6 protein-coding genes and 1 pseudogene are annotated in these 13,847 nt (G+C 41.8%); all 7 read right to left on the reverse strand.

Going from position 1 to position 13,847, the window contains the following annotated elements; all coding sequences use genetic code 11:
- Positions 1–59: 59 nt before the first annotated feature.
- Entirely contained in the window at positions 60–1,799 is a 1,740-nt protein-coding gene (locus tag BACFIN_RS10405) for a hypothetical protein (RefSeq protein ID WP_007752975.1), read from the reverse strand.
- A 102-nt stretch (positions 1,800–1,901) separates the two neighbouring features.
- Positions 1,902–3,154, reverse strand: a pseudogene (locus BACFIN_RS20750) (AAA family ATPase); the annotation flags it as partial.
- Positions 3,155–3,353: 199 nt separating this feature from the next.
- Positions 3,354–5,546, reverse strand: a complete 2,193-nt coding sequence (locus tag BACFIN_RS10400; protein WP_032839568.1) for a RagB/SusD family nutrient uptake outer membrane protein — start codon at positions 5,544–5,546, stop codon at positions 3,354–3,356.
- A gap of 29 nt (positions 5,547–5,575) precedes the next feature.
- The gene (locus BACFIN_RS10395) at positions 5,576–8,899 is read right to left on the reverse strand and encodes a SusC/RagA family TonB-linked outer membrane protein (RefSeq protein ID WP_007752985.1); all 3,324 of its coding nucleotides are present in this window, start codon (positions 8,897–8,899) and stop codon (positions 5,576–5,578) included.
- A gap of 24 nt (positions 8,900–8,923) precedes the next feature.
- Positions 8,924–10,342: a DUF4992 family lipoprotein gene (locus BACFIN_RS10390; protein ID WP_007752987.1), complete on the reverse strand. Its 1,419-nt coding sequence runs from the start codon at positions 10,340–10,342 to the stop codon at positions 8,924–8,926.
- A 136-nt stretch (positions 10,343–10,478) separates the two neighbouring features.
- Entirely contained in the window at positions 10,479–11,369 is an 891-nt protein-coding gene (locus BACFIN_RS10385) for a sugar phosphate isomerase/epimerase family protein (RefSeq protein ID WP_032839569.1), read from the reverse strand.
- A gap of 208 nt (positions 11,370–11,577) precedes the next feature.
- Positions 11,578–13,842 carry a GH92 family glycosyl hydrolase gene (locus BACFIN_RS10380; protein ID WP_007752993.1) on the reverse strand — a complete coding sequence of 755 codons (2,265 nt, stop codon included), beginning with the start codon at positions 13,840–13,842 and terminating at the stop codon, positions 11,578–11,580.
- Positions 13,843–13,847 lie beyond the last annotated feature (5 nt).

Genomic DNA, 13,847 nt, shown 5'->3' on the forward strand with positions numbered 1-13,847 from the left:
TATTATTTTTTAGTATAATAATGACATTTCAGCACCTTAGTTTACGTTAACTTCATCATTTACATTAACTTCCCTTTTTCCTCCAAAGTATCATAGTTGTTTTTCAAGTCTCTCCAATCTACTTTGTGCTTAGTGCTGATACCATTGATATACTTTTCGATATTAGTGTATCCGTCACCGGTACAGTCCTTATTGGCGTCACTCGGATCGTTCGGATTCAATCCATTCGCTTTTTCCCACTCATCCGGCATACCGTCGCCATCTGTATCTACGTATGGAGTACCTTTGTATTCGGGATAACCGCCCATCTGGCGAATATCTGTGATGATTCCTTGTTTGTATGAATCTTTCGGCAGACGGCGATATTTAAACTGTCCGTCTTCACCCATTGACTTTGGAGCCAATCCTGTCAAATCACCGTATGCATCTTTCGGAAGTTTCTTTTCGTAATAAGGAATACCGGTTCTTACTTCTTCGATAACGCGTTCGTCTACAATGTCACGGCAAGGGATATTTGCACCTACATGTTTCAATACATAATCGTATGCGTCCTTTGCACTCATAATATTAATATATGGCATTTCGAACGGTTGGTAGCTTCTCATATACTCCGTATATCCGTCGGTATTCGGCTGAGTCTCAATCTGAATACCGCCGTTCCAGTTATCTTTTGTAATCTCGGGATAACCTTCCATGATATTTCCGTCGGCGTATACCCGTCCGTATACTTTATGATCCAGCTTGCTACGTCCGGCTTCCGGTTTTAAGATACGGTGTCCTACATTGGAATCTTTAGGTGTGGCAGGTCCCGGCTTGTAGTAGTTATTAATCATATTGAACATCGCTGTATAATCACCTCCATCGGAAGAACGGTGTACCCAGTTGAACACTATATTATTAACGAAATTGAATATACCGTTCCAACCGATAGAAGGGTTACGGCCTGAGTTGCTAGCCCACAGATTACGGGCAAACGCACAGTTTTCTCCTCCCAACGTACTTCCGAATGCATGGTTATAAGTATCCAATGCTTTTGCGGAAATAGTATTCTGAATAGTTACATTTACAGTAGGGAGTTTCAAATCTTTGCTTTCATACTGTCCTTCGCTAGGATCATACATATGACGATAGAAAGATATATTTTCATCCAACCCCCAAGTACATGAACAGTGGTCAATCATAATATTTCCTACCGGATTTCCTCCGAAAGAGTCATCACGATGCCAGACCTTTGTCTCACCGCGACGGAAACGCATATGACGTACAACCACATCATGCGTATCTACCCAGAATGATTCTCCGGCAATGCAGACACCATCTCCCGGAGCTGTCTGTCCGGCGATAGTTACATAAGGAGCGCGTACAATGATCGGAGATTCCAAACGAATGATACCTGCAACATTAAATACGATAATGCGTGCACCTCCTGTTTCACAAGCCTCACGGAAAGAACCGGGACCACGGTCATTCAGATTGGTAACGGTAATCACTTTACCTCCACGGCCACCGAAGCTATACATTCCACCACCTTCTGCACCAGGAAATGCAGGAATATCAGCTTGGGGCAAATCATACGGACGACCGGCCCAAGGTATATACGGACGACCTTCTTTGGCTTCTTTCAGAACGATTGGCAACGCTTTTGCCCATGCTTCATCAGAACGCTTCCGTTCTTCAGTCATCATCTTTTTATAATTTTCTTTGGCTTCGTCTGTTATCTGTGGGTATTGTGCCCATACAACGCTCGGAGTCAACATTGCCGCAGCAAAAGCTGCTAAAAGTACATATTTCTTCTTCATTTTTTATTGGGTTTTGTGAAGTTGTTAATTCAAAAATACAATAATAAGACGAAAAAGAAAAAGATTTGTAATCAGTAATGGTGATTTTTTATTAGATGTGGGGGCAGAAACTATTTTCCAACCTCCAATGGTCCGTGTAGTGCTATCGAAATTTACACCAATATTAACAACCGCCCGATGATCTGCCTGATATGAAATACTGTATCCCTTACTGTTTATCTGTGCAAAAGCATCATCCGGCGTATCGTCCACTTTAAATTCGAAAACATAAAATGGCATTCTGCATCTTTACAACCGCATCCGCCCGTCCTATAGCAGTATTCACTTCCACATCCACATTCTGCCCCATTAAACGGAACAACAAATAGAAAATAGTCTGATAATGTTTTTCCTCCTTATTGTTCTGATTGGGTATAGAAGCAAAGAAACTTCTCATACGTTCCAAACAGCTACCTATATTCCCAACACGCAGGTCTTTGATAAAAGACATCACATAAAAAGTATTCTCACGGGCTGGCAAATGTACATAAGCTGGCATAAGCGATTCGATAAAGCCTTTACGAACTTCTTTATTAGGGTATGCAAGTGTATAAAGTTCAAAATCAGGATCATATCCTTTGATAGTCAAATAAGCACTTTGATAGAGTACAGGAATGGGGTCAGTAATAACGTTGGTAGGTGCATCGAACTGTTCCGCAGTTGCTGTCGTATTATCCAATTCACGAATATCAAATTGACTTTGTTTTAATAGTTCTATCAAAAAGGTGGGTGTACCTGTAGAGAACCAGAAGTTTTCATAATTTTTGCCGACAAAAGCATTGAACAAACTAAACGGATTGTAAATATCCTCACATCTTTTACTAAAATGATAACCGTCATACTGTAATTTCAAATGAGCACAAGCCTCTTCATACGTTTCTTCATTTGCTTGGGTAATAATCTCAATATCCGTTTTCAATTCGCTACGTAATTCTTTCTCAGTAATTCCGCATATAGCACTATATTCATCCCGCAAACTGATATTCTGTAAATTATTTAACTCATAGAATATGCTCATTTGGCTGAATTTGCTGATACTGAAATCCATGCGTAACACCGGATAAACATTCCATTCCTTTTCTAGACGTTCCATTGCCAAACCATTGAACAGTTCTTTTTTTCCATTGAAATAAGCTTCTAATGTGGACACAAGCAAACTCTTGCCGAAACGTCGGGGGCGGCTAAGAAAATATACTTTATTTAGAATGTACCAATTTGTAAACTAAATCAGTCTTATCTACATAGACATAATTTGTATTACGTAAATCTTCAAAATTCAGTACACCTATCGGATAACGCCTAACAATCTCTTCCATCTTATTCCTGTATATTCTTGTTTGTAATTAATCAAATAGTTTTTATCAGTTACTACTGATTCTAGCATTTTCATATGGTTTTGTTTTATTTGGTGCGTAAATGAGAAAGTCACCATTTCCTATCATCTTTCAAAAGAAAGACTTAGGAAGTGGTGACTTTCTCGTTTATGTCACTTCAAAAAAAGAAGTAGAGAAACTATTACTCGGCTAACGGATCAAATGTTCCGTTACTACCTCCGTTGTTCGAATCTTCCCAACCAATACATTGCTCAATACCTTTACAATTATTTAAAGCACTTTGACTGAAACCGAGAAAGTAGTAGCGAGGCAAGAACTTTATATATAAGGGGTCTTTGTTTGTTGCATAAGCGTCACCTTTCTTCTCCTTACGAACAAAATGTTCGTTGTAAAATTCTTGAAGTTGAGTTAATTGGTTTCCTTCTTCATCGCTGATTTCTTTACGGAAGTCGATACCTTTCGGACGTTCTACACCTGCTTTCAACAAGGGATCACTATCTGTATCACCGGTAGTACCACCTACACCATACTTAGTATCATTAAGACGGAACTCCATATTATCACGACGCTGATTTTTATTGAGTTCGGTAAAACCGAGCCATGTGCAAGTGTTACCACCCCAACCGGTAAGCGTCCATGATGCCGGCGCACCATCTACTTTATCCGTACCACCATCAAAAAGCATCCAACGACGAAGATCATCAAAACGTTTGCCTTCGTAAGCCAGCTCAATCTGACGTTCATAGAGTACGGCGGACATACAAGCAGCCTGATCGGTAGAAAGGTTTTCCTGCAAGCCACAATCGCCTGAGTAACCGACACGCTGACGAATCAGTTTCAGTTGCTCTACCGCTTCACCCATGTGCCCTGCACCGCAAGCGGCTTCGGCGTAGTTGAGCAATACTTCCGCATAACGAATTTCCATCCAAGGAGCTGCAGAATATGCAAAACCACCATTATCATAAGTAGCATTAAATGAATAAAGGGGCTCAGAAATGTCACCATCGTTACTACGTTTTCGTACATATACACCCTTTCTATTTTTCAACAGATTATCAGCGCCATAAGCGTTACCACTTTCCGGATCATTCACATCTTCCGGATCGGCATACCACACATAGTTCCACAATACATAATCCTTACCACTGTTATAGCTGGGGTTGAACGCATCCGCCGGAACAGGATCGCCTGTGTAAGCCCAACGGAAACCAGGCATGGCAAAGGTACGGTAAAAACGCGGATCACGATTCATGAAAGGATAGTCTTTTATATTCGCCTCGTCTTCGCTCTCATTCAGCTTTTTATAGGTATTCAAACCGCGCGGACGTTTACCATCCTTCATGGGGAACATATCTACAAACATAGCCGATGCCTCTAAACCCTGTCCTGTGGTATTCTTCGGTCGGATGAAACGTTCCCAGTTATTATTCTTCTTTGTATCATCGTCTTGCTTCATATTGTGCAAGGTACCAAATACCATCTCCGGATTCTGAATAACAGTAAACATCTTGGCAAAGTCCGAACCATTGATATTATTGCCTGTAGTATAAAGATGGTTACCGCAAGCATTGATATCTTTGATAGATTCTTTGATATATTCGTAAGCAGCAGCCCAACGACTCTCATCGTTGGCACGATTGAAAAGCGGACTTGCCCACAACAGTAACACACGCCCCTTTAACGCCATAGCCGAAGCAGTAGTAACACGACCGTAGTTGTCGCCATTCCATCCACCATTGGTGGTCTTTGCACGTAACATATCGGCAGCGATATCTAAATCATTGCAAATAAATTCAATGCATGCCTTCGTTGTAGAGCGAGGAACGAAAGAACTTTCAACAGGATCTTGTACCTTAGTGACTATAGGCACACCACCACCATACCACTTTACCATACTATAATAGCACCATGCACGCAGGAAATACGCCTGACCTAACAGTTCGTTTTTTTGTTCTTCGGTAAGGCTGCTGCCACTGATGCCGGCAATCACATCATTGCAATTGCGGATTCGCCCCCATACCGACTCACGGATGTTGTTACTCTGATTATGAAAATAATCGGGTACTTTGTTGCTACCCAAAACCGAGAGCTCAGCCTGTGGATTTACAAATAAACCAAATCCACTATACTCTTCGGTTGATTTAGAAATCCCATCAGCTTTACCGGTACACGGGTACTTCCAATTTGCATCCGAATTGGGATCAGGTAAAATCCACCAATAAAGGTCGAGTACACGGCCACTAGCACCTGCATAGTCGTTGTATACTTCACTAGTTACATTATCAAAATTCTGCTTATCCTCCAGGAACTGGTCGCTGCAAGAAGAGAGACCTAATGCTGCCATTAATGCAGCGCTAAATATTATTCTTTTCATTCTTTTCTTTTCATTTAGCATTATAAAACTTAGAAACCTACATTCACACCAATAGTGAACTTTCTCAGTCGAGGATATGAACCGTAGCTACATTGAGGATCCATAAAGTGGTCTGGATAAGGATTGTAGAGACTCAGCAAGTTCTGACCTGTGATATTGAAACGGCAGCTACTCAAACCGACCTTCTTTATCCAATGCTTGGGCAATGCATAAGCCAAAGTGATACGATTCAAACTTACACGTGTGCCATTGACTCTCCAAAAAGAAGAAGTGACAGCATTTATATCTGAATATTTCAAGTTAGGTAGTGAGCCTTCTCTGTTTTGAGGCATTAGCAAATTGCCGGAAGCATCATAAATATCATTGTACACATATACATTGTCGGGCTTCCAGAACGAAGGCATATTGGTGTACTCGATGCTTTTGCCGGGTTTCAATGCCTGACCGGGAATGATACTATAGCCTCCCCAACTAGCACTAAGCTGAGCTGCGATTGAGATCCCTTTCCATTCAGCACTAAGGTTGGTAGTGAATCCCCAAGGATTGCTACGGTTAGAGAGATGCACTTGGTCATTATCTTTATCTACTATACCATCAGGAGCTGCATAAGTACCATCAGGTTGCTGGGCTCCACGCACATCTTTATAAATCAACATACCCGGACGAACTTCGTCTTTAGTCAACCCCATATAATCGGTAATATGATATGTATTGAAGTATTCTTCGATATCCTGGAAGCTACGGAACATACCCATACATTGTATTCCCCAAGTACCGATGTCGGAACGGTCTCCCTTAGTGATTTGACGATATAGATATTCTTCTTCAAAGTCCATCATCAGTACTTTGTTATCGCTATAACCGGTATTGATACCGATTTTATATTTGAAATCCTTGCCGATGCGGTCGCGCCAAGTTGCCGAGATTTCAATACCATAGTTGTCCATCTCACCCAGATTGACAGCGGCCGATTGTGTACCGACAGTAGTAGGAACAGTCTGTTCGATATTCATCAACATTTCTCTATTCCAAGTATAATAAGCGTCTACATTGAAAGCCAATCGGCTGTTAAGTGTAGTAAAATCAATACCAAAGTTTGCTTTATACGACTTGTCCCAATGCACATCACGGTTTACCGCTGAATTATATTTGTTAATAGAGATGGGTTTCGAAGCATTAATATTACCGGTAGTACCAAATACAGGACCCTTGCCCGACTCGGTAGAGTAAATCTGCATCCACTGCCAAGGAGCGGTATTGTCACGACCGGTCAAACCGAATGAACCGCGAATTTTCAGATATTCTACCCACTTTAGGCGCATGAATTTCTCTTGTGACACAATCCAACCCAAAGACATGGAAGGAAAAAATCCCCAATAGTTTTCAGGAGCGAACTTGGTAGAAGAGTCACTACGGAACAGTACCTCCGCCAAATACTTATCCTGATAAGCATAGTTCACACGACCGATGTATGACAAGGAGCCAGACTCAGAACGGGAGAATACAGTATTTTTGTCACCGGTAGCCGAATTGGACTGTCCGGTAGTAAATTCATAAGGCTCATTCACCTTTCCCATAAGATATTCACTTTCAGCCTCCGAACGTTCGATAGAGAATAAGCCACCTACGGTATGCTCACCGAAAGAGCGAGAGTAGTTCATGGTAAAGTTCATCTGATAACTGTCCGAACGAGTAGTGCTACGTTGCAAGTAAGAAGGGCTTCCATTAGCAATTGTAGAGAGAATAAAATTATCTTCCGCCAAAAAGTCATTATAATCCTGACCATCCACAGGAGTATAGAGGTGGTTACCGCTACCGGTACGATTGACCATGCGATAGATAGAATAGCTGGATCCGTATTGATTATTCTTATCAGTACTGATACTCTTGCCATAATTAAATTTCAGTTCCAAGCCTTTCAAGACTTTTACAAATCCCATATCTAAGCTCAAACTACCGTTAACAGTCATATTCGAATTCATGCTACGATTATAGTCACCGTTGTTCTGAAGCACTGAGAAAGAATAAGTCTGGTCATCATTTTGTACGGAGTTGGTGATACCCAAAGCCGAGATAGGCAATCCGTTCACGGTTTCGGGAATATAAGTCGGACGAGTGAGTAACAGGTTGTAGTCTTTTTCATCGCTCGAACCGCCCACTTTTACATTCGGTTTGTTCTTCTTGCCATAATCACCCGATACAGTAAGATTCGCTTTCACCCACTTGCTAATCTTTACATCTACACCGGCACGATAGTTCCAACGATTGTACTCGAGGTCACCTAAGTTACCGTCTTGGTCAAAATACGAAACACCGGCAAAGTAATTGGCTTTTTCTGAACCGCCACTGATATTAACGCTATGTTTCTGAGTGAAACCGGTCTTCCAATATTTGTCGAGCAAGTCGAAATTCAGCCCTTTCATAGCTTCCAGTTCATCTGCTTGATAGAGATCAGTCTTCAGGTTAAGCGAAGTATTGGCAGGATCACCGGCTGCCCAAGTGTTATAAAGTCGTCCGTAATCATAGGCGCTCAACATCTTAGGACGCGAAAGTTCATCGGTAAATCCAAAGCTGCCACTATAAGAAATTTGAGGAGCACCGGCTTTACCCTTTTTAGTAGTTACCAAAATTACACCATTAGCCGCACGCGCACCATAAACAGCAGCTGCCGCATCTTTCAATACAGAGATACTTTCAATAACCGAAGGATCGAGATTATTGAATGCTTGCGCACCTAGATTTTCACGTGTGTTACCTACCTTGATATCATCGGGATAGATGTAACCGTCTATTACATACAAAGGCTCTTGCGCCGTGCTACCCACTTCACCAAATGAGTTTGTATCACGTATATAGATTTTAGCATTCTCGCCCGGACGGCTTTGTCCGCCACTCACGCTCATACCATTAACCATACCGCTCAGTGAAGAAGCCAGCCCCGAGTCCGACAAATCCTGAATATCATCCATAGTCACAGTAGCAATAGCACCTGTCAGATGAGCTTTCTTCTGCACACCATACCCTACTACTACCACCTCGTCGAGCTGTTGGGCATCCTCTTTCAGTACTATTTTCTTTTGGCTCAAATCGCTGATAACCTGCGTAGTATATCCGATGAATGAAATCACCAGATTCTTTTTACCCGATATCGTAATAGTATAGTTTCCATCAATATCGGTAATCACACCATTGCTAGTCGAACCTTCCACCACAACTGTGGCACCCATTACCGGCTCACCGGTTTCATCGACTACTTGTCCTTTTACCACACGCTCCTGCGCAAAAACTGTAAACGTAGCTATCGAAAGCATTGCGCCCAAACACAGTCTTTTTATAAATTGTTTTTTATTCATTAGTATAAATTCTAATATGAGTCATTATTCTACTATTTCTTCAGGAAGCCAACGGGGATCACCAATTCGCTTGGCTATGTGCTCAGTACTACTCAAAGTAAAGTCGCCTTTCTTCGGATTTTTCATCTGAGGATCGCTAAAGGTAGCTGTAGTATCGTATTTATCCTTACCTTCCGCATTATTATACCAATAAGCATTATTCTTGTAATCATGCTTCATGTTAGCATTACCCTGCATCTTGTTAGTAATATCATTATTACCGCAATCTACAAAAAGGGTATTCTGGAAATTCAAAAATACGCAAGATTGTCCGCGATAATTATTCCAATTAACAAAATCCTTACTGTAAGCTATATTATAGAATGTAGTATTGAGGAAATTAAACTCGGCACCCGTGCGACCGGATATTTTATTTGGACGTTGACCGCTGATTTGCATAAAATGCTTACCGGCTTGCTGTGTACTCCACAAGGTAGATTTTACTATATCCATACGGATAATAGAGCTCTTAGCTGCACGTACCAATATATCATTTTGCTGCACCTGAATATTACAATCACTGAAACCCAAATAATCGATACAATACTTTACCTTATTCATATCATAAAACAAATAACGATTCAAACCGGTCACATTGCATCCTTGCAGCATAATAGGATTGCTTACAACATATTCTCCTGTCGCCACCTGCGATCCTTCATCAGGAGTAGTGCTGGTGCCCAACAACGTCTCACTCTCTAAATTCTTACAATCAATATCTGCAAACTTCAGTTTGAAACCATTGTTCGTAAGAAACGACGCATTGCCGGTCATCTTAATTTTGGCATGATTCACTTTGCTACCACGAATAGTAACCTGCTGATCAGCAAAATCAATAACATCGTCCAGTGTATATTCCTGTCCGCCCACGAGGTCGATAGTATACTCCTGACCGATCTTATCCTCAGGAATAGGATTGGCTTTCAACCATTCGTTAATGCTACCGCTCTCTATAGTGGCATCAGAAAGTGCTAAAGTGGAGTAAGGTACTTCAGATGCAACTTCAGCCTCTTTATTGTTATATTTGGCATTGCCTAAAGTACGAATCACAGCCTTATATTGAGTATCCGACTCTACTATTCTGCTCACACTGCAACCATCTACTATTTCCTTTTCAATACCTACCACAATCGGATTTTCATTATTATCCACATTGTAAAGTGTAAATTCATAGCCACCGGCACCGTCTACTACCGGCCATGCTACTACTAGTTTAGTCCCATCCGGAGATAGTGTTATCGTAACATCATCAGCCTTAGGTGACTCCAAAGTCGAGTTTGTTACATTCGGGACAAAAACTTCATCGGCATCAATCCCTTTGTCACAAGCTGTAAAAAAAGTCAGCACCCCAATTAAAGCCATGCCTATACTCTTCCTACGCAAGAATTTTAAATTGTTTTTCATCACGTAAAATATTTAAATTAATATATAATATATTCAATATTAAGACGTATAACTAAGAAAGTTGTAATCACTTAAAAAGAGTAAAATGAAAAAATCTTTTCATTCAAACTAAGGACTACACATCTCCCCAACCCTATCACTCTTGAAACACCTTCTTTAAGTACTCGATATTCGTTCCATAATTCTTCCTCACATTCCTTACATCCTCCTTATCTCGCGAGCGTTCCACGACCAGCCATCCGCTCCATCCCATCTTATCGAGCGTCTTTTTTACCTTATTCATGTCCAGCCGCTTGTTGAACGGCAGGGTAACTCCGTCCGTATCTGTGCAATGAATCTGACAAATTCTCTTTTTCCCCAGAATCTTAAGCTCTTTGCACAAATCCCGTCCATTCTCCAATGCATTCTGAAATTTGAAATAAATCTTGATGCCGGGAGAATTTATCTCTTTCAGCAGTTTCACCTCCCCTTTTGCATCAAGCTGAGTTTCTATACCGATGACCAGACCTTCGGAAGCTGCCATATCTCCTACCTCTTTCAAACGTTTTACTACTGCCATTCTAAGTTCCGGCTCATTCTCCCATCCGGCCTTAATACCTCCTAATGGAAGAAAAGCGACCTTAGCCCCCATCACTTGCATGGCGTCCAAACATTCCCGGACCAATTCTTTGTAATTAGTCCGTTCTAAAAAAGACTGCCCGTAAAATCCGGACATGGCAATAGATGAAACTTCTACTTGGAATTTCTGTGCAGTTTCCCGAAACAGTTGCTGGAAATGAGGTTCACGGAGCTTATTATCAAATCTTTCTCTTTTGCCAAGACCGCCCATATCCAGTTCCACGCCATCCCCTTTCAATTCATGCACCAATTGAAAAGAACCGATTTTCTGACGTTTCAGAATCATCCAGTCGCATACGGCAATCTTATAACGCTGTTCTTTTTGTTGCGCTCCGGCAACGGCCAATAGAGGGAAACATCCGGCAAGCAGTAATACCCATAGGATACACTTCAACAAATTCCTTTTCATTATCATTCTATTTTATACACGATTTATGTACTAGACGAATGAAAGAGAATTTTGTAATCGCTTATAACACAAAGAAGAAAATAAAAGAAGGAAAGAGAGAAGAAGAGAAAAGAATGAGAAGAAAAATGAGAAGAAAAATGGGCTGCCGGACCCTGAAATGTCCGACAGCCCTGTCAACCCAAAAACGATACCTATGAAACACTGTGCGTCATTTCAAATCAAAATATATGTGTTGACCATGAACAAGTTCATCATGTGTGATACGATATTTATTGAATTTCTTTCCATTCAGTAACACCTTATTGATATAAAGAGTTCCCGGTTGGGCGCGATTACTTTCAATCACTAATTCCTTTTCTTTATACCATTTCGGATCCAGGCGAATAGTCACCTTGTCGAATACCGGAGTCGTCAATGTATATTCCGGCAATCCCGGACAATCCGGATAGAAACCTATCATATTGAAAATAGCCCATGAAGACATCGTTCCCGTATCATCATTTCCGGGGATACCATCCGGCTTCGTTGTAAAATACTTATCCAACAACCGTTGCGTTTCTTTCTGCGTGCGCCATTCCTCTCCTTTAAAATAAGAGAACAAATAAGGATATGCAATATCCGGTTCGTTGGCAGGATCATAAAGTCCTTCATCAAACACCATCTGCAACTTGTCAATGAAACGTTTCTTGCCCCCCATCAACTTTGCCAGTCCATATACATCATGCGGCACATAAAATGTATAATTCCAGGAGCTGCCTTCATGAAAACCGGGATTCGGCTCGAAGTTCTCTCCCTGTCTCGGATTAAACGGACTATAAAAAGTACCGTCAGGCAATATCGGACGGAACGTTCCGAACTCCTTGCTATAATAATGTTTATACCCTAAAGACCGCTTATAGAACAGTTCCGCATCCTTTTTCTTACCCAAAGCCTCTGCAAAACGGGAAAGTGCAAAATCTGCAATATAATACTCCAAAGCGTGAGATACCGAATTGTCATACTGTTCGCGGAGGGGCACGTATCCTTTCGACAGATAATCGTCATTGTCAGGACGCATCAGATTGTCCGCTCCCGGCAGTGTAGCCGATTTGTACATTGCTTCGTATGCCAGCTCCACATCAAAGTCACGCAAACCTTTCATCCATGTATCTACAATCACCGGAATGCTAGGGTCGCCTTCCATTGTCAATGTCTCTCTCCCATACAATTCCCATTTCGGCAACCACCCATGTTCACGATACATATCCAACATGGTGCGTACCATCTCCATCTGGCGTTCCGGATAAACCAGTGTCAACAATTGGTGAACATTGCGATACGTATCCCAAAGAGAAAATACTGTATAGCGGTCTCCCTTTGTCGTCATAATCTTATCGCTTTCCATTGCCGGATATTCTCCGTTGGCATCCTGCAAGATATTAGGATGAATCAGCAGATGATAGAGTGCCGTATAAAACACAGTCTTCTGCGCATCCGTTCCGCCCTCTACAGTGATACGTGACAAGTCGTCATTCCATTTAGCATGCGCTTCGGCAAGAATCTGCTCAAAATTCTTTCCTTCCTGTTCACGGTTCAGGTTCAACCGGGCATTTTCAATGCTCACAAAGGAAACTCCCATCTGCACTTCTACCTGTTCTCCCTCTTCCGTTTCAAAAGAAAAATAAGTCCCGATGTCATCACCGGCTATTTCTTTTCCATAGCGGGTATAGAGTTTATACTTCCCCTGATCCGCATCCCATTCGGCTTCCACACCCGTCATCGGACGTTGCTTCTTCCAGTAGCCGGTTGCAGAAGGGACTTTTTTAACCCGCATCACAAAGTAAATAGGGAAAACAGCTTGAGGATTATAACAGAACGTACCGAGCAGTTTCATGCCTTCCACCTCGCAATCACTGACACGGCGGAGCATAGCACCACTTTCGTTCGTCAGTCCCTCTCCTAAATTCAGCAATATATGGCTTTTGCCTTTTGGAAAAGTAAAACGGGCGATACTTGTACGTGGAGTAGCGGAAACCTCTGTCTTGACGCTATATTTTGTCAGATAATTGGAATAATAACCCGGTGAAGCCTGCTCATCCTTATATTTACTTCCGTATTCTTTATAATCCACATTCAGCTCTCCGGTAGTGGGCATTAAAAGTAAAGACCCCAATTCCGGACAACCTACTCCGCTCAGATTGACATGAGCATATCCTGTAAAGAAACAATTGGTATATTCGTATGGAGTAGACCACCATCGTGCATCTTTATCATACGTGTTTTCCGAAGAGCCCATCACATTAAAAGGAACCACGGACATCATTCCGTTCGGACACACCGCTCCGGGATTGGTCGTGCCGAAATTGGTCGTTCCGATAAAAGGATCTACGTAATCAACCGGAAGACTCTTATCAGCGGGGGGACTTCCACCCTCCCCCGCATATACGGGAAGAAGGGCGAAAGCAAGTGTGTAAGTTAATAGAATACGTTTCATGGCTT

Source organism: Bacteroides finegoldii DSM 17565 (assembly GCF_000156195.1).
Classification (GTDB): Bacteria; Bacteroidota; Bacteroidia; order Bacteroidales; family Bacteroidaceae; genus Bacteroides; species Bacteroides finegoldii.

Coding starts and splice junctions, on each gene's coding strand:
- BACFIN_RS10405 (WP_007752975.1), bottom strand. CDS start 1,799: ATGAAGAAGAAATATGTACTTTTAGCAGCTTTTGCTGCGGCAATGTTG.
- BACFIN_RS10400 (WP_032839568.1), bottom strand. CDS start 5,546: ATGAAAAGAATAATATTTAGCGCTGCATTAATGGCAGCATTAGGTCTC.
- BACFIN_RS10395 (WP_007752985.1), bottom strand. CDS start 8,899: ATGAATAAAAAACAATTTATAAAAAGACTGTGTTTGGGCGCAATGCTT.
- BACFIN_RS10390 (WP_007752987.1), bottom strand. CDS start 10,342: ATGAAAAACAATTTAAAATTCTTGCGTAGGAAGAGTATAGGCATGGCT.
- BACFIN_RS10385 (WP_032839569.1), bottom strand. CDS start 11,369: ATGAAAAGGAATTTGTTGAAGTGTATCCTATGGGTATTACTGCTTGCC.
- BACFIN_RS10380 (WP_007752993.1), bottom strand. CDS start 13,842: ATGAAACGTATTCTATTAACTTACACACTTGCTTTCGCCCTTCTTCCC.